The 21,655-nt window shown below is 60.5% G+C and carries 14 protein-coding genes and 1 pseudogene; 6 read left to right on the top strand and 9 right to left on the bottom strand.

Annotation, left to right across the window (positions count from 1 at the left end; all coding sequences use genetic code 11):
• Positions 1–2 precede the first annotated feature (2 nt).
• The 8 genes and pseudogenes from DW49_RS0111505 to glnE form a co-directional block, all read right to left on the bottom strand.
• Complete coding sequence (locus tag DW49_RS0111505; RefSeq protein WP_005620942.1) at positions 3–1,448, bottom strand: lipopolysaccharide kinase InaA family protein; 1,446 nt, start codon at positions 1,446–1,448, stop codon at positions 3–5.
• 30 nt (positions 1,449–1,478) lie between these two features.
• The gene (locus DW49_RS0111500; protein WP_005620944.1) at positions 1,479–2,240 is read right to left on the bottom strand and encodes a lipopolysaccharide kinase InaA family protein; all 762 of its coding nucleotides are present in this window, start codon (positions 2,238–2,240) and stop codon (positions 1,479–1,481) included.
• Complete coding sequence (locus DW49_RS0111495) at positions 2,237–2,971, bottom strand: lipopolysaccharide kinase InaA family protein (RefSeq protein WP_005620946.1); 735 nt, start codon at positions 2,969–2,971, stop codon at positions 2,237–2,239. Before DW49_RS0111495 ends, DW49_RS0111500 begins: the two co-directional genes overlap by 4 nt.
• Entirely contained in the window at positions 2,971–3,777 is an 807-nt protein-coding gene (gene rfaP / locus DW49_RS0111490) for a lipopolysaccharide core heptose(I) kinase RfaP (protein ID WP_005620947.1), read from the bottom strand. The genes DW49_RS0111495 and rfaP overlap by 1 nt, the downstream gene beginning before the upstream one ends.
• On the bottom strand, positions 3,777–4,898 hold the full coding sequence (locus tag DW49_RS0111485; RefSeq protein WP_005620949.1) for a glycosyltransferase family 4 protein: 1,122 nt from the start codon (positions 4,896–4,898) through the stop codon (positions 3,777–3,779). Before DW49_RS0111485 ends, rfaP begins: the two co-directional genes overlap by 1 nt.
• Complete coding sequence (gene waaC / locus DW49_RS0111480) at positions 4,898–5,962, bottom strand: lipopolysaccharide heptosyltransferase I (protein WP_005620951.1); 1,065 nt, start codon at positions 5,960–5,962, stop codon at positions 4,898–4,900. Before waaC ends, DW49_RS0111485 begins: the two co-directional genes overlap by 1 nt.
• A 2-nt stretch (positions 5,963–5,964) precedes the next feature.
• Positions 5,965–6,999: a lipopolysaccharide heptosyltransferase II gene (gene waaF, locus DW49_RS0111475; protein ID WP_005620953.1), complete on the bottom strand. Its 1,035-nt coding sequence runs from the start codon at positions 6,997–6,999 to the stop codon at positions 5,965–5,967.
• Between the two features lie 129 nt (positions 7,000–7,128).
• A pseudogene (gene glnE / locus DW49_RS01000000128280) lies at positions 7,129–10,084 on the bottom strand (bifunctional [glutamate--ammonia ligase]-adenylyl-L-tyrosine phosphorylase/[glutamate--ammonia-ligase] adenylyltransferase).
• Positions 10,085–10,468: 384 nt separating this feature from the next.
• Here glnE and aceE point away from each other — a divergent pair.
• The 5 genes from aceE to yccS all read left to right on the top strand — a co-directional run bounded on the left by aceE (position 10,469) and on the right by yccS (position 20,233).
• Positions 10,469–13,114, top strand: coding sequence for a pyruvate dehydrogenase (acetyl-transferring), homodimeric type (gene aceE, locus DW49_RS0111465; RefSeq protein ID WP_005620955.1), 2,646 nt, complete (start codon positions 10,469–10,471; stop codon positions 13,112–13,114).
• 141 nt (positions 13,115–13,255) lie between these two features.
• Positions 13,256–14,893, top strand: a complete 1,638-nt coding sequence (gene aceF, locus DW49_RS0111460) for a dihydrolipoyllysine-residue acetyltransferase (RefSeq protein ID WP_005620957.1) — start codon at positions 13,256–13,258, stop codon at positions 14,891–14,893.
• Positions 14,894–15,208: 315 nt separating this feature from the next.
• Positions 15,209–16,588, top strand: a complete 1,380-nt coding sequence (gene dbpA / locus DW49_RS0111455; protein ID WP_005620959.1) for an ATP-dependent RNA helicase DbpA — start codon at positions 15,209–15,211, stop codon at positions 16,586–16,588.
• 132 nt (positions 16,589–16,720) lie between these two features.
• Positions 16,721–17,899, top strand: a complete 1,179-nt coding sequence (locus DW49_RS0111450; RefSeq protein WP_005620961.1) for a BaiN/RdsA family NAD(P)/FAD-dependent oxidoreductase — start codon at positions 16,721–16,723, stop codon at positions 17,897–17,899.
• 135 nt (positions 17,900–18,034) lie between these two features.
• Entirely contained in the window at positions 18,035–20,233 is a 2,199-nt protein-coding gene (gene yccS, locus DW49_RS0111445) for a YccS family putative transporter (RefSeq protein WP_032616968.1), read from the top strand.
• On the opposite strand, the gene DW49_RS0111440 is transcribed toward yccS, so the two are convergent.
• Positions 20,196–20,951 carry a substrate-binding periplasmic protein gene (locus DW49_RS0111440; RefSeq protein ID WP_005620966.1) on the bottom strand — a complete coding sequence of 252 codons (756 nt, stop codon included), beginning with the start codon at positions 20,949–20,951 and terminating at the stop codon, positions 20,196–20,198. The two genes, yccS and DW49_RS0111440, sit on opposite strands and share 38 nt — an antisense overlap.
• A gap of 225 nt (positions 20,952–21,176) precedes the next feature.
• On the opposite strand from DW49_RS0111440, the gene DW49_RS0111435 reads away from it, so the two are divergent.
• Positions 21,177–21,635, top strand: coding sequence for a GNAT family N-acetyltransferase (locus DW49_RS0111435; RefSeq protein ID WP_005620970.1), 459 nt, complete (start codon positions 21,177–21,179; stop codon positions 21,633–21,635).
• The last annotated feature ends 20 nt before the right edge of the window (positions 21,636–21,655 follow it).

Here is a 21,655-nt window from a genome sequence, read left to right as displayed (position 1 = left end):
CCTCAGGCTGACCCGATCTTCGGCAAGCGCTGCTCCAGCCTCTGGTGCAGCGCACTCTCCACCGGCCAGTTACGCATGAACCGCGCCCGGTCACGCGCGTAGGCTGCTGCAAAGGACGATTGCGAACTTTGCTGCTGCATGGCATCCAGGTCGATCATCGCCCAGCGGTCGGTGTGCCAGAACAGGTTGTGCCCTTTGAAGTCGCCATGGCTGATGCGCGCCTGAATAAGCTGTGCGAACAGTTTGTCCAGCGCCAGCAACTCGACCTCGGGGGCATCACCGCTTTCGACATAGGGCGCGAAGCGCTCGATGATGTCCGGCCCGTCGATAAACTCGGTGACCAGCCAGGCTTTGCTACGCAACCCGAGAAAGCGCTGCTCCTGGACCGCCAGCGGTTTGGGCGTGGCAATGCCGAGAAACATCAGGCGATTGCCTTCGCGCCACGAATGCCAGGCGCGACTCGGACGCCAGAAGCGCTTGAGCCAGTGACTGAAATTCTTGATGTTGTAACGTTTGATGACCAGCGTGCGACCGCTGGCCTCGACCCGCCCCACGCTTGCCGCGCCACCGGTCTTGTACAAGTGCCCTTTGTCGAGCAAGGCGTCAGCCTGCTCAAGCACCGGCAGCATGGTCACTTCTTCGTTGCGGCGAATAGCGCGAAACACCGATGCGGTGTCCTCGACGCTGAACAGGCTGCAATCGCGCACGGTCTTGCCGAGAAAATCCTTGAGCCGCCAGCTGCGAACCTTGTCGATCTGCCGTTGCAGCGCTTCCATCGGCAAGCCATGTTCGCCGTTGCTCAGCAAATAATGCACCAGCAGCTCTTCCGTGAATGGCTCAAAAGCCTTGGGCAGTTGAGCAAAGAATACCCCAAGGTTTTCCAGCACCTTTTGCCGCGACAACGGCTTGCCGGCCTGCTCGGCGCGAATGCCCGCACCATCAATCAGGTACAGCTGCCCCTTATGACGCAGCAAATTATCCAGATGCAGATCTTCCTGCCACAAGCCTTTGGCGTGCTGCTGAGCGATGGCAGTCAGCGCCTCGCCGAGTACCGCTTGCTGCTCGTCGGCCAGAGGCGGCAGTTCCTGAACCTCGGTCCAGGCATCGCCCAGACTGGACGCCTGCTCCAGAAACTCGAACAACAGCCAGCCACCTTCGCCTTCCTGCAAGCCGTCGGCCAGCAACAGCGGTGTGGTCAGGCCTTGTTCGGCAAGCAAACGCACCCCTGCCAGTTCACGCTGAAAGTGCCGGGCGGCCTTGTCGCCGACCAGCAGTTTTGCCAGCACGGTTCTGCCTCGCCACACACCGGCACCCACATAGCGCTGCCCCGGCAACACGCGCAGCAGGGTCAGCAATTGCAACTCGGCCGGGCCGGCCGCATCGGCCAGCGTCAGGCTCATCGGCAACTCGGGGGTGCGCCCCGCGTTCTTGAGTTCAGACAAACGCATCAACGGGTCTCTTTATCGTCGGTGTTGAAATCATCGGTGTTGAAGGTCACGTTTGTGAGCGGCGCGCCTGCCCAGACGCTCGCTCCAGGCATCGACCAGCAGGCTGTCGGGCGTGGCTTGCAGGTAAGCCGCCAACAGCTCGCGCCGCTCGGCGTCATTCCAAACCTGGGCACGCCGCAGCAGCGGCTCCAGATCCCTGGCCAAGTCACGCTTGCCGAAGATCACCGGGCGGGTTTTCTCAAGATCGATCAGTTGCGCCTGATAGCCCGCGCCGACTGCCTGAAGAAAAATATGCTTGGGGTAGAAGCAGCCGTGCACCTGCCCCGCGCCATGCAGCGTGCGTGCAAGCAGACCACAGGCCTGAAGTATCCCCGAACGCTGCTCCGAACCCAATGCGCCCCATTGCTGCAACAGCTCATCAAGATCGGTCCAGCCATCCAGCGCGCGGGTCATCAGGATTGCACGGCGCTCGCCATCGACCTTGCGCTCGCCGTAAAACACCGCTTGCAGCGCCGGAATACCCAGTTTGCGGTAGCGGCTGATATTACGAAACTCACGCGAAAACGAAGGCTCGCCAAACGGGTGGTGCAACGTGTGCGTCAGGTAATTGCTCTGGCGCTTGAGGTAGAAACCCTGGCCGTCCAGATCAAGGCGAAACACACTGCTCCAGCCACCGCGACCGGTGTTGGGCTCATCGACTGCATCGAGCCGGATGTTCCAAAGCGATTCAAAATCAGCCAGGTCGTGACGCATCAGCAAAGGCTGATCGGCACTGGCAATAAAAACGCTCATTCACGGCCCTCGAAAAAGCTGACGATGTGTCGAATTCGTTTTTTGTCGGCGGCGTTCAAACGCGCTCGCTGACGGTACTGCAGGTAGAAGCGCAGGCGCTGGGTAGCCGACAGGTGATACTTGGCAACCTTGTCCAGGCACGCCAGATCCTTGGTGATCCGGTAGCGCAGCATGAAGCTCCACCAGAATGCGCCGTTGGGGCAATCGATGAAAAACAGCCTGCCTTCGTTATCGACCAGCAGATTGCGCCATTTCAAATCGTTATGTGTGAAATGGTTGTCGTGCATGATCCGGGTATAAGCCGCCAACTGACGGCTGATGCCATCGACCCACTGGCGATCAGCCAATCGCGGGTCCTTGCGTTGCGCCAGCGCCGACAAGTCTTCGGTGTTCGGCAAGCCACGCGTGATCAGTGCGCCGCGATCGTACGCTGCGCCGTTGCGCTCCAGCCCCCAGGCCACCACTTCAGCCGTGGGAATGCCCCATTTGGCGAAGCGTTTGAGGTTCTGCCACTCGGACTTGACCCTGGGCTTGCCCATGTAACGACGCAGGCCTTTGCCCGCGCCCACGTAGCGTTTGACGAAATAGTAGACGCCGGCGCGCTCGACACGGATGACATCGGAAAGCGGATCACGGGTCAACTGCTGGCCTTGCAAGGCGAACACGGCGTCCAGGCTTCCGAAGTCCCGGGCCAGAGAAGTGTACTCGGGCTCAAGGTTCCAACCCGCCATCAGAGCGCATCCCCGTAGCGCACTTTACGCTGATACAACTTGTCGGCTTTTTTATCCAGCCAGGTCAGCAGCGCGGCTTCCTTGAGCAGTATTTCGCGCAAAGGCTTCTGGAAATAATCCTTGAGAAAACGCAGTTTGTCGCGACGGGTCAGGCCGATGTCCAGCGCCGAGAAGTACAGCGCCGCAAGGTCCTTGTTGCGCCAGCGTGGCGTGATCGCCCGACGGGTCTGAGCACGGTGCAGATCGATAACCGACAGCCTGAAATCGTCAGCGGTCACTGGTTTTTCGGTGTGCAACAGAAAGTGGCAGATGTAACAATCGCGATGATTGACGCCCGCCCGGTGCATCATCCCGACCAGTCTGGCGACTTCGGCAATGAACGCCCTTTTCAGGCGCGGCTCGGGTGGCTCGGTACGCCAGTTGAGGCTGACGTCTTCCAGGCTGGTGGTCGGTGCCAACTCTTCGGTGACGATAAACGAGTGCTGCGCGGCGGGGTTGCTGCCACGCTCGCCATACGCCACAGCCGTCATGGTCGGCACACCGACCTCGTGCAAACGCTCAATGGCGTCCCATTCCTTGCCCGCCCCCAGCACCGGCAACTTGGCGGTTGCCAGGTTCTTGGCGATCTCGCCCCAGCCAATGCCGCGGTGGATCTTGACGAAGTAGCCACGCCCGTCAACTTCGGTGCGCAGCGTGCGACGTCCTTCCAGCTCGCGGTAGACCTCACCACTCAGGCCCTCGACCTCGGCGAATGCATCGCGCCCGGCCCACAGGCTCTTGAACGGTTCAGCAAGGAACAACTTCATCAATAGTGCTCCGCCAGAATCACATCCGCAGCGTGTTGCGGCATGCTGTAAAGGTCTGCTGTGTCAGCAAAGGCCAGACCGTTGCGACTCCAGGCGCTGCGCGCAGCATCATCCTGAAGCATGTCGGTCAAATAGCGATTGAGCTGCGCCTGATCGAACGGCTCATCCAGAACCCGCCCGCAATCGGCCTCGGCAATGTAATGGGCGTAACCGCACACTGCGCTGACCACTACCGGCAGCCCGGCCACAAGCGCTTCGAGCAACACCGTGCCGGTATTTTCGTTGTAGGCCGGGTGAATCAGCAGGTCGGCACCGAGCAGGAAACGCGGAATATCGCTGCGCCCTTTCATGAACGTCACCTGATCGCCCAACCCCAGCGCAGCGCTCTGCAACTGGAATACTTTGGGGTCGTCCTGGCCGATTACAAACAAGCGAGTGTGTTTCTTCATGTTTGCCGGCAAAGCCGCGAGTGCTTTCAGGCTGCGATCCACGCCCTTGGTCTTGAAACCGGAGCCGATCTGCACCAATAAACGGTCATTGTCGGCGAGACCGAATTCCCTGCGAAAATCTGCGCGAATGGCCGCAGCGTCTGGCGGTGCGCGACGGTCCTGGGAAATGCCCGGTGGCAGCAGGTGGAAACGCGACAACGGGGTGTCGTAATGCTTGATGAACAGCGGCTGCTGCACTTCGGAGATCATCAAGACCTGGGTTTTCGAGTCCCTGGCGAACACGGCGCGCTCGTAATCGGCGAAATGGCGATAACGGCCCCACTTGCGGTACAGCGGGCTGCGCAGGTTCTGCGCCTTGTCCTCGAAACAACCGTCAGCGGCGTAATACACGTCCAGCCCCGGCATCTTGTTGAAACCGATCAGACGGTCCACCGGGCGTACCGCCAGGTCCGCTTCCATCCACGCAGTGAGCTTTTCGTTGCGTCGGTGATTGAAGAACGCCTTGACCGGCGCCACCAGCACTTCAAAACCGGGCGGTACGTCGCCTTCCCAGATCAGCGTGTAGACGCGAATTTGATGGCCGCGCTGCTGACATTCCAGCGCAATGCGCATGAAATCGCGTTGCAGGCCGCCAAATGGAAAGTATTTGTAGAGTACAAAAGCCAGTTGCATCAGCCAGGTTCCTTTGCCAGCAACAGCGCGCCCAGTTGGCTCGCTACTCGCTCGGGATTCAAGCGAGTGAAGCATAACGGCCACTCGCGCTTAAGGTCGAACCGGCGCTGATCATCGGCGCTCGGTTGGTAGGTGCATTTCTTTTGCAGGCAAGGCGTGCAGCCCGGATAGTCGCTGGCCAGATGCACCTGCGACTTGCCATAAGCCCCGGTCAGGCCCGGATTGGTCGGGCCGAACAGGGAAATGGTCGGTACGTCCAGCGCTGCGGCCAGGTGCCCGATGCCGGTATCGACCGCTATGCAGGCCTGAGCACTGGCCAGTACCCGCGCGACACCCGCCAGGTTCAGTTTCGGCAGCACATGGGCGTTCTCCAGACCTTCGGCGATGCGTTCGGCACGCGCTTTTTCGGTCGGATTGCCCCACGGCAACTGCACATGCAAGCCACGTGCGGCCATCAATTCGGCCAGTTGCCGCCAGTAAAGCTCGGGCCAATGCTTGGTGTCCCAGGTTGTACCGTGCAAAAACAGCACGAACGGTGCCTGTAAGGTGTTATCCAGCGCCGCCAGTGGCTTGAGTCCGTAATCGCCCATGCCGGACGGCAGCGGATAGCCCAGCGCCTGGGCGAACAACTGACGCAGCCGTTCGACGGCATGCTGCCCGCGTGCCACCGCCAAGGCGCGGTCATAAAAGCGACTGGCCACCGGCTCGCGTGCCGAGTCGCGGTCCAGACCGGCCACCGGCGCATCAACGTAGCGCGTCAGCCAGGCGCTCTTGAGCAGGCCTTGGGCGTCGATCACCAGATCGTAACGCTGCTCGCGAACACGCGCCTTGAAGCGCCGCCATTCGCCGGACCTGAACGTTTGCCAGAGGTTTTTGCGCCAGCGGCGGATCGCGACCGGAATGACCATGTCGACTGCCGGATGCCAGGCGGGAATCTCGGCGAAACCTTCCTCTACCACCCAGTCAAAGCGGATGCCGGGCAACGCCCGGGCCGCATCGGTCAGCGCCGGCAAGGCATGGATCACATCACCCAACGAAGACGTCTTGATCAGCAGTACCCGCAAAATCAGGCGACCTCGACCGGAGTGCTGCTCAGGCGGGTCAGTGCCTGAATCACGGCGTCCGGTTCAAGCAGACGCATGCAGTTGTAATGGCCGAAACGGCAAGTGCGTTCAAAACAGGGGCTGCATTCCAGACCCAGACGGACCACTTCGACTTCGTCGGCCAGCGGCGGCGTGAAGCCTGGCGATGTGGAACCGTAGACCGCCACCAGCGGGCGGTTCAGCGCTGCGGCCACATGCATCAGGCCCGAATCGTTGGACACCACGGCGTCGGCACACGACAGCAGGTCGATGGCTTCGGCCAGCGAGGTGTCGCCACTGAGGTTGACGGATTCTTCGCGCAGGCCGGGAATCAGCTCCTGACGGATGCTCTCGCCGACCGGATGATCCTTTTTCGAACCGAACAGCCAGACCTGCCAGCCTTCACGAATGCTGGCTTCGGCCACTTGCGCGTAGTGCTCTGCCGGCCAGCGCTTGGACTCGCCGAACTCGGCGCCAGGGCACAGCGCCAGCACCGGACGGTCGAGGGTCAGGCCGAACTTGCTCAAGGCCGCGTCGCGCGTGGTGGGGTCGATGCGCAGGCTGGGCTGAGGGTAAGGACGTGGCAGCTCGGCGCCCTTGTCGAAGGCCAGCGCCATGAAACGCTCGATCATCAGCGGGTAGCGCTGTTTGTCGAGGGTACGCACGTCATTGAGCAGGCCGTAACGGAATTCACCGCGCCAGCCGGTGCGTTTCGGGATACCGGCGAAAAACGGCACCAGCGCGGATTTCAGCGAGTTGGGCAGCAGAATGGCCTGGTCGTACTGGCCAGCGAGGGACTTGCCAATGCGCCGACGGGTCGCCAGTTCAAGCGCACCGTGACCAAGCGGAAAACTGAGCGCAGCGCGAACCTCTGGCATGCGCTCCAGTATCGGACGGCTCCATTCAGGGGCCAACACGTCGATTTCGCACTCGGGATGACGCTGTTTCAGGCACTGGAACAGCGTTTGCGCCATCACCATGTCACCGACCCAGCTAGGCCCAACGATCAGAATTTTCATGTCTCATCCAAAAACGACCAGAAACGATCAGGGAGGCCGAGCAGGCTGCGTGACATTCCCACACAACCTGTCGCCTCCCTGTCATAGCTTTATATAGCGGCGCAGCGGAATACGGCGCGGCCTTGCGGCTCAGCTCAATCCCATTTGCGCCCAGATCCGCATCACCTCACGCCGCTGGGCATGAAACTGATCACCGCTGACCACCCCGGCCTGCTTCTGCAAGGCCTGACGGTGCGCCGCCGAGCGATACGCCTTGTAGGCTTCACGCAACAGGCTGGCCTCCACATCAGGCAACAGTCCGGCTTCTTCGAGCCCTTCGAGAATCCGGATGTTATCGGTGTATTGCAACAGCGCGGGATGCTCTCTGGACCACGCCAAGGCGGCGTATTGCACCATAAATTCGATATCGACGATACCACCGGCGTCCTGCTTGAGGTCGAATGGCACCGACGCCTCGAAGGCATTGGCCGCCCTGCCCGCCGCTGTCAGCCGGGTGCCGAGGTTGTCACGCATCTTCGCGCGCATCTCGCTGACTTCGGCGCGCAGCGTGCCCAGATCACGTTCGCGACCCAGCACATCGGCCCGGACTTTCTCGAACTGCTCACCCACATCACGACTGCCGGTCAGCACGCGCGCGCGAACCAGCGCCTGATGCTCCCAGGTCCAGGCTTCATTGGCCTGATAGCGGGCAAAGGCACCCAACGAGCTGACCAGCAGCCCGGATGCACCGGACGGGCGCAGGCGCATATCGACGTCATACAACTGACCGGAGTTGGTCTGTGTGGTCAGTAAATGGATCACCCGCTGCCCCAGCCGGGTGAAAAACTGCGCACTGTCGATAGGTTTGGCGCCGTCGGTCTCGGCCTGCAAATCTCCGTCATGAATGAACACCAGGTCCAGATCAGAGCCATGACCCAGCTCGATACCGCCGACCTTGCCGTAACCGACAATCACAAAACCCGGATCGCATAATGTGCCGTCGGGCCGGAAAGGCGTGCCGTGACGGGCCACGCTGTAGCGCCAGGCCAGGGCCAGCACCTGATCCAGAATCGCTTCGGCCAGCCAGGTCAGGTAGTCACTGACTTTCATCAATGGCAGGCTGCCGGATATCTCGGAAGCCGCCACCCGCAGGCTGTGCGCCAGCTTGAAGTGGCGCAGGGCCTCCATTTGCTGCTCGAGGTCGTCCTCAGGAATACGCACCAGCCGCTCACGCAGCTCAGCCGCCAGTTCCGGTGCCAACGGCGGATTGAACAGGCGGCCTTCATTGAGCAGCTCATCAAGCAGTAGCGGGAAGCGCGATCTGTTCGGCGATCCATGGGCTGGCGGCGCACAGGGTCAGCAACTGGCGCAGCGCATCGGGGTTTTCAGTGAGCAGCACCAGATACGCCGAACGCCGGGCAACGGCCTCCACCAACGGCAACACCCGTTCCAGCACCAGATCGGGCTTTTCATGCTCCACCGCCTGCGCCAGCAGCCGGGGAATGAAGGCATCCAGACGCTCGCGACTCAGACGCTGCATCGAGCGCAAATTCGGGCTGCTGCGCAGGTTGGCCAGACTTTTCAGTGCCTTGCCGGTATCGACGAAACCTGCCTGCAACAGCTGACGACCCGCTGCGTCTTCATCCTGGGACTCTTCCCACAAGGGCAGCCACTCGCCACCCACAACCACTTCACTGTCGTCCTGCAGCTCGTCGTCCGGATCAGAATCGGGATCGGCGATGACCTGACGGAAATGCCAGGACACCCGGCTGCGCCAGTACATGAGGCGTTCGTGAAAGCTGGCCCAGTCGGCAAAGCCCATGATCAGGGCGATGCGCGCCTGATCCTGTTCGTGGTCAGGCAGCATTTGCGTCTGGCGGTCGGCAATCGCCTGAATGGCGTGCTCGGTGTAGCGTAGAAATTCGTAGCCTTCGCGCAGCTCTTCGGTCACCGCCGAGGGCAGATAACCCTGCCCTTCGAGGGTTTTCAGCACGTTGAACAGCGGACGCTGTTGCAGGCTCAGGTCGCGGCCACCGTGGATCAACTGGAACGCCTGGGCGATGAACTCGACTTCGCGAATTCCGCCGGCACCGAGCTTGATGTTTTCCGCCATCCCCTTGCGCTTCACTTCCTGCTGAATCAGCTGCTTCATGGTGCGCAGCGCTTCGATGGCAGAGAAATCCAGGTAACGGCGATACACAAACGGTCGGAGCATCTCGAGCAATTCGGCACCCGCCGCCAGATCGCCGCCGACCACTCGCGCCTTGATCATCGCGTAGCGTTCCCAGTCGCGGCCCTGATCCTGGTAATACTGCTCCAGCGCATTGAAGCTGAGCACCAGCGCCCCGGATGAACCGTAAGGCCGCAGGCGCATGTCAACACGGAACACAAAACCGTCGACCGTCACCGGGTCCAGCGCCTTGATCAGCCGCTGGCCCAGGCGAATGAAAAATTCCTGATTGTCCAGCGGGCGCTTGGTGCCGACCGTCTCGCCGCCTTCCGGGTAGGCGAAAATAAGGTCGATGTCCGACGAAAGGTTCAGCTCGACCGCGCCGAGTTTGCCCATGCCGAGAATGACCATCTGTTGCGGCAGGCCGGAATGGCGACCGGTCGGCGTACCGAACTGCTGACAATGGCGCGGATAGAGCCATTGGTAGGCAAGGTCGATCGAGGCATCGGCCATTTCGGAAAGATCGCGGCAGGTTTCGATCAAATCTGCCTGACGGGTCAGATCGCGCCAGATGATTCGCACTTGCTGGCGTGCGCGCTGCCGACGTAGATTACGCCCCAGTTCGTCCTCGGTGACGGCGCTCGACAGCGCATCGGCAATTTGTGCGCGCAACTCGCCGACAGAAAAGCTACGTTCCAGCTCGCCCGAACCGGCCAGTTGCAGGAACATCTGCGGATCGCGGCAGATTTGCTCGGCAACAAAGTCGCTGGCCGCACACACCCGGTCAAATGCCGTGCGGCGTGCCTCGGGCCAGGCCTCGAAAGACGCCAGCGCGTCGGCGGACGATTCAGTCAGGGCGGCGCGCCAGGTTTGCCGGGCACGGGTAATCAACGGCAGCAAAATAGCCGGAAAATCGGCCAGTGAAGGTAGGCTCATGGTCTATCCTTGATCGGCGTGCAAACGGCCGCTCGTCATGACGGCGAGATACGTCTGCCAGCACCGCTTGTCGAACAAAGGTTATAAATTGCTGGAAAAATCAAATTAGAAGCATAAAAATCCGCTTTTTACCTGCAAGATATTCAATAGCGATCAACAGTAACGTTTTAAGTTACAAGACAACAGGAGCGATTGAGTCGCTTCTCTGTAGTTTTACTACTGGGTCCGATACTCGGAGGGCTGAAATCGTCGTCGTTTTGTAGTAAAACTACACGCCGCCGGATCCCACCCTCCGGTAATCCAAGAATTTATGTCGTCTGCCCACAAGGCCAGTCGCAAACTCAGGCAACCGATTCTGGAAGCCTTTCCGCCCTGGAGCAAGCCATGCAAGACCTCGATCCCGTCGAAACCCAGGAATGGCTGGACGCCCTGGAATCGGTTCTCGACAAAGAAGGCGAAGACCGCGCTCACTACCTGATGACCCGTCTGGGCGAGCTGGCCACCCGTAGTGGTTCGCAGCTGCCTTACGCTATCACCACGCCATACCGCAACACGATTCCTGTCACCCACGAAGCACGCATGCCTGGCGACCTGTTCATGGAACGCCGCATTCGCTCGCTGGTGCGCTGGAACGCATTGGCCATGGTTGTCAAAACCAACATCGGCGACCCGGATCTGGGCGGCCACATCTCCAGCTTCGCCTCCAGCGCCACGCTGTATGACATCGGCTTCAACTACTTCTTCCAGGCCCCGACCGACGAACACGGCGGCGACCTGATCTACTTCCAGGGTCACGCATCGCCAGGCGTCTACGCCCGTGCGTTCCTCGAAGGCCGCATCACTGAAGACCAGATGAACAACTTCCGTCAGGAAGTCGACGGCAAAGGCCTGTCTTCTTACCCACACCCATGGCTGATGAAGGATTTCTGGCAGTTCCCGACCGTATCGATGGGCCTTGGCCCGATCCAGGCGATCTACCAGGCGCGCTTCATGAAGTACCTGGAGCACCGCGGTTACATTCCGGAAGGCAAGCAGAAAGTCTGGTGCTTCCTGGGTGACGGCGAGACCGACGAGCCGGAATCCCTGGGCGCCATCGCCCTCGCCGGTCGCGAGAAGCTCGACAACCTGATCTTCGTCGTCAACTGCAACCTGCAGCGCCTCGACGGCCCGGTTCGCGGCAACGCCAAAATCATCCAGGAACTGGAAGGCGTGTTCCGTGGCGCTCAATGGAACGTCACCAAAGTCATCTGGGGCCGTTTCTGGGACCCACTGCTGGCCAAGGACGTCGACGGTATCCTGCAACGTCGTATGGACGAAGTCATCGACGGCGAATACCAGAACTACAAAGCCAAGGACGGCGCGTTTGTTCGCGAGCACTTCTTCAATTCGCCTGAACTCAAGGCCATGGTTGCCGATCTGTCCGACGACGAGATCTGGAAACTCAACCGTGGCGGCCACGACCCGTACAAGGTCTACGCGGCGTACCACGAAGCCGTCAACCACAAGGGTCAACCGACCGTGGTTCTGGCCAAGACCATCAAAGGTTATGGCACCGGTGCCGGCGAAGCGAAAAACACTGCGCACAACACCAAGAAGGTCGATGTCGACAGCCTGCGTCACTTCCGTGACCGTTTCGACATCCCGGTCAAGGACGCAGAGCTTGAAGCCCTGCCGTTCTACAAGCCGGAAGAAGGCAGCGCCGAAGCCCGTTACCTGAGCGAGCGTCGTGCTGCGCTGGGTGGCTTCGTACCGCAGCGTCGCGCCAAGAGCTTCAACCTGCCGACCCCGCCACTCGACACCCTCAAGGCCATCCTTGACGGCTCGGGCGACCGCGAAATTTCCACCACCATGGCCTTCGTGCGCATCCTGACCCAACTGGTCAAGGACAAGGAAGTCGGTCAGCGCATCGTGCCGATCATCCCTGACGAAGCACGCACCTTCGGCATGGAAGGCATGTTCCGCCAGTTGGGCATCTACTCGTCGGTCGGCCAGCTCTACGAGCCAGTCGATAAAGAACAAGTGATGTTCTATCGCGAAGACAAGAAAGGCCAGATCCTCGAAGAAGGCATCAACGAAGCAGGCGCCATGTCCTCCTTCATCGCTGCCGGCACTTCGTATTCCAGCCACAACCAGCCGATGATTCCGTTCTACATCTTCTACTCGATGTTCGGTTTCCAGCGCATTGGTGACCTGGCCTGGGCCGCTGGCGACAGCCGCACCCGTGGCTTCCTGATCGGCGGCACCGCCGGCCGTACCACCCTGAACGGCGAAGGCCTGCAGCACGAAGACGGTCATAGCCACATCCTGGCATCGACCATCCCGAACTGCCGCACCTTTGACCCGACGTACGGTTACGAGCTGGCAGTGATCATCCAGGACGGTATGCGCCTGATGTTCGAAGAACAGCAGGACGTTTTCTACTACCTGACCGTGATGAACGAATCCTACGCGCAGCCAGCCATGCCGGCCGGTGTCGAGGCAGGTATCGTCAAGGGCATGTACCTGCTCGAAGAAGACACCAAGGAAGCCGCGCACCACGTCCAGTTGCTGGGTTCGGGCACCATCCTGCGTGAAGTTCGCGAAGCGGCGAAGATTCTCCGCGACGAGTTCAACATCGGTGCTGACGTGTGGAGCGTTACCAGCTTCAACGAACTGCGTCGCGACGGTCTGGCTGTAGAGCGCAACAACCGCCTGCACCCTGGCCGGAAGCCGGAACTGAGCTATGTTGAGCAGTGCCTCAACGGTCGCAAAGGCCCGGTCATTGCCTCGACGGACTACATGAAGCTGTTCGCTGACCAGATTCGTCAGTGGGTTCCGACCAAGGAATATAAAGTGTTGGGCACCGACGGTTTCGGCCGTAGCGACAGCCGCAAGAAGCTGCGTCACTTCTTTGAAGTCGATCGCCACTTCGTTGTGCTGGCAGCTCTGGAAGCCTTGGCTGATCGTGGCGATATCGAACCTAAAGTCGTGGCGGAAGCCATCGTCAAGTTCGGCATCGATCCTGAAAAACGCAATCCACTGGACTGCTAAGAGTCTGCTTCAAGAGCGCTGATCAGAGCGTAAACAGCCCAGGATGCGGAATTTACCCACCGTAAATGAGCATCCTGGCTGTTTCGTTGTAACTGAGCCAGCGTATTCGTGAGTGAACAGGTTCTCCTAAGGAGAGACATAGTGAGTGAGTTAATTCGCGTACCCGACATCGGCAACGGTGAAGGCGAAGTCATTGAATTGATGGTCAAGGTCGGTGATCGCATCGAAGCCGACCAGAGCGTTCTGACGCTTGAATCGGACAAGGCGAGCATGGAAATCCCTGCTCCCAAGGCTGGCGTCATCAAGGCCATGAAGGTCAAGCTGGGCGACCGCCTGAAAGAAGGCGACGAGCTGTTTGAGCTGGAAGTGGAAGGCGAAGCTTCTGCAGCGCCGGCACCTGCTGCCGAACCTGCAGCCGCTGCGGCCCCTGCCGCTGCCGCTGCTGAAAAACCTGCCGAAGCCGCACCCGCTGCTGCCGAGCCAGCTCCGGCTGCCGCCGCCACCGTTCAGGACATTCATGTTCCGGACATCGGTTCGTCGGGCAAAGCCAAGATCATCGAACTGATGGTCAAGGTCGGTGACAGCATCACGGCTGATCAATCGTTGATCACCCTTGAGTCCGACAAGGCCAGCATGGAGATCCCGTCTCCAGCCGCAGGCGTTATCGAAAGCATAGAAGTCAAGCTGGACCAGGAAGTCGGCACCGGCGACCTGATCCTGAAACTGAAAGTCACAGGCGCAGCGCCTGCTGCTGCACCGGCGCCTGCCGCCAGCGCACCGGCTGCCGCACCTGCCAAAGCCGAAGCGGCTGCCCCGGCCGCTGCACCTGCACCGAAAGCCGAAGCAGCACCGGCCAAAGACGGCGCCAAGGTTCACGCAGGCCCGGCTGTTCGTCAGCTGGCACGCGAGTTCGGCGTCGAGCTGAGCGCGGTCAGCGCCACCGGCCCACACGGCCGCGTGCTGAAAGAAGACGTTCAGGTTTACGTCAAGGCCATGATGCAGAAGGCCAAGGAAGCTCCAGCAGGCGGCGCAAGCGGCGGCTCGGGCATCCCGCCGATCCCGGAAGTCGATTTCAGCCGTTTTGGCGAAATCGAAGAAGTGCCGATGACTCGCCTGATGCAACTGGGTGCGTCAGGTCTGCATCGCAGCTGGCTGAACATCCCGCACGTCACGCAATTCGACCAGGCCGACATCACCGACCTGGAAGCTTTCCGTGTTGCGCAGAAAGGCGCTGCCGAGAAAGCTGGCGTCAAGCTGACAGTGCTGCCGCTGCTGCTCAAGGCTTGCGCGCATCTGCTCAAGGAACTGCCGGACTTCAACGCTTCGCTGGCACCAAGCGGCAAGGCTGTGATCCGTAAGAAGTACGTGCACATTGGCTTCGCCGTGGACACCCCGGACGGCCTGCTGGTCCCGGTCATCCGCGACGTCGATCAGAAGAGCCTGCTGCAATTGGCAGCCGAAGCAGCCGTACTGGCTGAAAAGGCGCGCAGCAAGAAACTGACTGCAAACGACATGCAGGGCGCGTGCTTCACCATCTCCAGCCTCGGCCACATTGGCGGCACCGGCTTCACGCCGATCGTCAACGCGCCGGAAGTGGCGATCCTCGGTGTTTCCAAGGCAACCATCCAGCCTGTCTGGGATGGCAAAGCCTTCCAGCCGAAACTGATGCTGCCGCTGTCGCTGTCCTACGATCACCGCGTGATCAACGGCGCAGCTGCTGCACGCTTCACCAAGCGCTTGAGCGAATTGCTGACGGACATCCGCACAATCCTGCTGTAAGCCAGCCAGGCCCGTCACCACGACGGGCCTTGCCGTACACCTTTGCGAGCTGCCACGCTCGAACCTCAACCCCGCCCTCCAGCGGGGATTTTTTTGTCTGGCTATCGCGCCCATGCTCCGCGCTCATTGTTAGATCCTGTGTGACCGGGGCGGCGATCCGCATTGCTCACGAAGACCATGGTCCAGACGCCCCGTCTTCCGGGGCTGTACGGACCCCTTCGCGAGCAAGCTCGCACCCACGACCTTTATCGCGGTGCCAGGTCTGGCTGGCGGGTGATACACTGCGCGACATTTTTGTTTTGCAGGTCCACCGTCGTGACTAACACCGCCTTCAATTCTCTGCCTCTGTCTGCTGCCATGCTGGCTAACCTGGAGTCGCTTGGTTACGCCGAAATGACGCCGATTCAGGCGCAGAGCCTGCCGGTGATCCTCAAGGGCATGGACCTGATCGCGCAAGCCAAGACCGGTAGCGGCAAGACCGCTGCGTTCGGCATCGGCCTGCTCAACCCGATCAATCCGCGCTTCTTCGGCTGCCAGGCACTGGTCATGTGCCCGACCCGCGAGCTGGCGGATCAGGTGGCCAAGGAAATCCGTCGCCTGGCGCGCTCGGAAGACAACATCAAAGTGCTGACCCTTTGCGGCGGCGTGTCTTTTGGCCCGCAGATCGGCTCGCTGGAACACGGCGCGCACATCATCGTTGGCACGCCAGGCCGCATTCAGCAGCATTTGCGCAAAGGCTCGCTGGTGCTTGACGGTCTGAACACGCTGATTCTCGATGAAGCCGACCGCATGCTGGACATGGGTTTCTACGACTCCATCGCCGACATCATCGAGCAGACCCCGCAGCGCCGCCAAACCCTGCTGTTCTCGGCCACTTACCCGGTCGGCATCAAGCAACTGTCGTCGAAGTTCATGCGCGATCCGCAGACTGTAAAAGTCGAAGCGCTGCACGCCGACAGCCAGATCGAGCAGATTTTCTACGAGATATCCCCCGAGCAGCGTCTGGAAGCCGTGGTCAAGGTACTTGGCCATTTCCGCCCAACGTCCTGCGTCGCGTTCTGCTTCACCAAGCAGCAGGTTCAGGAAGTGGTCGACCACCTGACCGCCAAAGGCATGTCTGCGGTCGGCCTGCATGGCGATCTGGAGCAGCGTGACCGTGATCAGGTGCTGGCGATGTTCGCCAACCGCAGTACTTCGGTACTGGTCGCCACCGACGTAGCCGCGCGCGGTCTGGACATCGATGCACTGGACATGGTGCTCAACGTCGAACTGGCCCGCGATTCGGAAATCCACATTCACCGTGTAGGCCGTACCGGTCGTGCAGGCGAGACAGGCATCGCGGTCAGCCTCGTGGCACCGTCAGAAAGCCAGCGCGCCCGCGCGATCGAAGAATTGCAGAAAGCCCCGTTGAACTGGCAGCAGTACGACAACCTGAGCATCAAGGAAGGCGGCAAATTGCTGCCCGCCATGACCACGCTGTGCATCGGCTCCGGCCGCAAGGACAAACTGCGTCCGGGCGACATACTCGGCGCACTGACCGGCGAAGCGGGTATTGCGGGCACCCAGGTCGGCAAGATCGCGATCTTTGACTTTCAGGCCTACGTTTCCGTCGAACGCAGCATGGCCAAACAGGCGCTGGAGCGTCTGAACAATGGCAAGATCAAAGGCAAGTCGCTGCGCGTACGGATTCTCTGAAATAGTCGTTAGCTGGATTATGAATAGGTGGTGCGGCGCAGATATGTGACGCAGAGCGTCACGAGAGGCATTCCCACGCGGAGCATGGGAACGATCGTGACAGATCGATTTGCATAACCGAGGAAACACGCTGTGCCCGTTACTGACGTTGTAATCATTGGCGCTGGCGCCGCAGGTTTGATGTGTGCGTTTACCGCTGCCGCTCGCGGGCGCAAGGTGATGTTGATCGATCACGCCAATAAACCCGGCAAGAAGATCCTCATGTCCGGTGGCGGGCGCTGCAACTTCACCAACATGTACACCGAGCCGGCCAATTTCCTGTCGCAGAATTCGCACTTCTGCAAATCGGCCCTGGCACGCTACACCCAGTGGGATTTCATCGCGATGGTCGCCAAACACGGCGTGCCGTATCACGAGAAAAAACTCGGCCAGCTGTTTTGCGACAACAAGTCCAGTGACATTCTGGAAATGCTGCTGGAGGAATGCCGTCAGGCCGGTGTCAGTCTGCACATGGACACTTCCGTGCAGCAGATCGACAAAACCGAATCCGGCTACAGCCTGCACACCACGCTGGGCACGTTGAACTGCGAGTCGCTGGTCATCGCCACAGGCGGGCTGTCGATCCCGACGCTGGGCGCCACCGGCTTCGGCTATCAGGTCGGCAAGCAGTTCGGCCACACGCTGCTGCCCACCCGCGCGGGGCTGGTGCCGTTCACCATCACCGATCAGCTCAAGGAGCTGTGCACCGAGCTGTCCGGCACCTCGGTGGATTGTCTGGTCAGCTGCAACGACACCGCTTTTCGCGAGAACATCCTGTTCACTCACCGTGGCCTCAGTGGCCCGGCGATTCTGCAGATATCCTCGTTCTGGCAGCACGGCGACACCGTCGAAATCAACCTGCTGCCTGACCACGATGTGCCCGCCTGGCTCACGCAACAACAGGCCGAACGCCCCAACAGCGAGCTGAAAACCCTGCTGGGGGAAATCTTCACCAAAAAGATGGCCAACCTGATCGCCGAACACTGGTTCGTTTCCAAGCCCATGAAGCAGTACACCCACGCCGAACTGGCCGATATCGCTGAAAAACTGGCGAGCTGGAAGGTGGTCCCGGCCGGCACCGAAGGCTATCGCACCGCCGAAGTAACGCTGGGCGGCATTGACACCCGTGAAGTGTCGTCCAAGACCATGGAATCGCTAAAATCACCCGGTCTCTATTTTGTGGGCGAAGTGCTGGACGTCAGCGGCCATCTGGGCGGTTTCAATTTCCAGTGGGCCTGGGCATCAGCCTATGCAGCCGCGCAATACGCCTGACGTAACGTTTTGAACTAACATCGCAACACCGCAGGCCGGTATAAATTGTGCGAGGCGGATGTACAGCCAGCCGTTTGGCCTGTACATATCCTTCTGCACGATCGATCAATTGCGAACAGGGCCGTCAGCTTATCCATGGCATCGAAATCTCTCCGTCATACTCTCCGTCGATTGTGGGCGCTGGATAAATTCAGCTATAGCGTTCGGGTCTTTATCGCACTGACCGGCAGCATGGCGCTGTGCTGGTATCAAAACGAGATGGCCCTGCTGATCCCGCTGTTCCTGGGGATTATCGCCAGCGCCCTGGCCGAGACCGATGACAGCTGGCAAGGCCGGCTCAATGCCCTGGCCGTGACCCTGGTGTGCTTCAGCATCGCCGCACTCGCTGTAGAACTGCTGTTCCCCTACCCCTGGCTGTTCGTCTGCTCACTGGCGCTGGCCAGCTTCTGCCTGACCATGCTCGGCGCGCTGGGCGAGCGATATGGCGCGATTGCCTACGGCACGCTGATTCTCTCGGTCTACACCATGATCGGCGTCGATCAGCGCGGTGGTGAGGTGCTGGACTTCTGGCACGAGCCGATGCTGCTGGTGGCAGGCGCTGCCTGGTACGGCCTGTTGTCGGTGCTGTGGCAAATGCTGTTTTCCAACCAGCCGGTGCAGCAGGCGCTGGCGCGGTTGTTCCGCGAACTGGGGCAGTATCTGAAACTCAAATCGACGCTGTTCGAGCCGATTCGCACCCTCAACGTGGAGGCCCGCCGCCTGGAGCTGGCGCAACAGAACGGCCGTGTTGTTGCGGCGCTGAACTCCACCAAGGAAATCATTCTGCACCGCGTTGGCAGTAGTCGGCCCGGCTCGAAAGTCAGCCGCTACCTGAAACTGTATTTCATCGCTCAGGACATCCACGAGCGCGCCAGCTCGTCGCACTACCCTTACAACTCGCTGGCCGATGCGTTTTTCCACAGCGACGTGCTGTTCCGCTGTCAGCGCCTGCTGCGTCAGCAAGGCGTTGCCTGTCAGGCACTGTCAGAGTCCATACAGCTGCGTCAGCCGTTCGTGTACGACCCAAGCTTCGCAGAAGCCATGGAAGACCTGCAGGCCTCGCTTGAGCACCTGCGCATCCAGAGCAACCCGGCATGGCGCGGCTTGTTGCGCTCGCTGCGCGCACTGGCCGCCAACCTCGGCACGCTGGATCGCCTGATCAGCGACGCCAGCAACCCGGACGCCGTGGCCGACGCCACCGACAGCAGCCTGCTCGACCGTTCACCGCGCAACCTCAAGGACGTCTGGACGCGCCTGCGCCTGCAGATGACCCCGACCTCGCTGCTGTTCCGCCATGCACTGCGCCTGCCGCTGGCACTGACCATCGGCTACGCGATGGTGCACCTGATTCATCCGTCGCAAGGCTACTGGATCATCCTGACCACGGTTTTTGTCTGCCAGCCCAGCTATGGCGCCACCCGGCGCAAGCTCGGTCAGCGGATCATCGGCACGGCCATCGGCCTGACCGTCGGCTGGGTGCTGTTCGATCTGGTCACCAGCCCGATTCTGCAGTCGATGTGCGCGGTGCTGGCTGGCGTGGTGTTCTTCGTTAACCGCACTACCCGCTATACGCTTTCGACCGCGGCCATCACGGTCATGGTGCTGTTCTGTTTCAATCAGGTCGGCGACGGCTACGGGTTGTTCCTGCCACGCTTGTTCGACACCTTGCTGGGCAGCCTGATCGCCGGGCTCGCGGTGTTCCTGTTCCTGCCCGACTGGCAGGGACGACGCCTGAACAAGGTGCTGGCCAATACCCTGACCTGCAACAGCGTGTATTTTCGGCAGATCATGCAGCAATACGCCAAGGGCAAAAGTGACGATCTGGCCTACCGACTGGCCAGGCGCAACGCGCACAATGCCGATGCCGCGCTGTCCACCACCCTGGCGAACATGCTCATGGAGCCCGGTCACTTCCGCAAGGAGGCAGACGTCGGTTTCCGCTTTCTGGTGCTGTCACACACGCTGCTGAGCTACCTGTCGGGCCTCGGCGCACACCGCGATACGCAATTGCCGAGCGATGTCCGCGAGCACCTGATCGATAACGTGGGCACCTCACTGGCAGCCAGCATTGACGAAATCGCCGCAGGACTGGCCGACAAGAAGTCTGTCGCCGTGCAAAGCGACGTCGAGGAGGCGCTGGCCACTCAACTGGAACAGCTCCCCGAAGAGATGGACGAAAGCCAGCGTCTGGTACAGGCCCAACTGGCCTTGATCTGCCGCCAACTGGCGCCGCTGCGCACCCTCGCCGCTCACCTGATCAAAGCTCCGGAGGCCCTTGCAGACCGTGCAGTCTGAGCAGTTCTTCGTAGGTGCCGTCGGCTTTCATGGCGGCAATTTCCCGGTCGAAGTCGGCGACGATCCTTGCGTGATGGGGGTTTTTCAGGCTGACCAGAATATGCAGGCTGTTTTCGCTCAACGAGCCCGGTAGAAACTCGACACGATCACGAACCTCGCTGGCCTCCAGCGCAAGGTTGTAGCGCGCCACGTATTCATCCTCCAGTGTCAGGTCCACGCGTTCAGCAGCGAGCATGCGCACTGCCGTGGAGAAGTTCTGCACCGGGACCTTCTTGAGCAGCACGTCGCTGTCGAATGCGGGCGAATAGGCGTAGCCGCGCACTACGGCGATCAGGTAATGGTGCAGTTGCTCATGGGTCAGAGCATCAATCGGCGACTCTTTGCGCTTGATGAAGCGAATACGGTTAAGCAGGTACTCGGCAGAAAACTGGCCGATTATGGTGCGATCTTCACTGAACCACGCATTGATGAGCACATCGTGACGCCCCTCGCTCAACCCCAGCAGCGCCCGCGCCCAAGGCACCTGTTCGTAGAGGGTCGTGTACCCGGCGCGCTTCAACGCCGTGTTGACGATATCGGTCGCCAGCCCGCCATTGAGCAGCAGCGCATCTGTGAACGGAGGCCAGGGGTCAGCGACAAGGCGCAACTTTTCAGCTGCATTGGCGTTTGCCATCAGCAGAAAGACCAGCAACCCAACCGCTCGAAGCCACTGCGACATGCCCAGGTTCCTGAAAAGAGCGGTATGCCCGATGCAATCCTATCGGCAGCAAAACCGCGACGCATTAGAGTGCCCGCTGCTTTTAATTGAAGACCTGAAGCCGTCGGTAGACAACTGGCGGGCTGAACACGTTCTGCAACGCCACACACTTCGTTGACAGGGTTTATTGGGAATGTCGCTGGATACGTTTAGACTTCGCTTCTGGTTTCCCTGCGAGTCTGCGACATGTCTATCAATTGGATCTGCAAACATCACACCGAGCTGAGCATCCAGCAGCTCTACGCCGTACTGCAATTGCGTGCCGAGGTGTTTGTGGTTGAGCAGCAATGCGTATATCTGGACGTGGACGGACAGGACCTGACAGGCGATACCTGCCACCTGATGGCCTGGCAGGAAGACAAACTGGTTGCTTACCTGCGTTTGCTGGACCCGATTCAGCAGGGCGGCGATGTGACCATTGGCCGGGTTGTGACAGCGCCTTCTATCCGCAGCAGAGGCATTGGCCACGAGTTGATGGTTCAGGCACTGGAAAACGCCGAGCGCAAATGGCCCGACCAACCGATCTATCTCTCGGCTCAGGCGCACTTGCAGGGCTACTACAGCCGTTATGGCTTCAACCCGGTGGGCGAAGTCTATCTGGAAGACGACATCCCGCACATCGGCATGCGCCGCGATCTGGAGTAGGGACAGTTGTCAGCTTTTAG

The organism is Pseudomonas avellanae BPIC 631 (assembly GCF_000444135.1).
Taxonomy (GTDB): Bacteria; Pseudomonadota; Gammaproteobacteria; order Pseudomonadales; family Pseudomonadaceae; genus Aquipseudomonas; species Aquipseudomonas avellanae.
The sequence above is the reverse complement of the archived record's forward strand: the minus strand, read 5'-3'. Positions and strand labels throughout refer to the sequence as shown.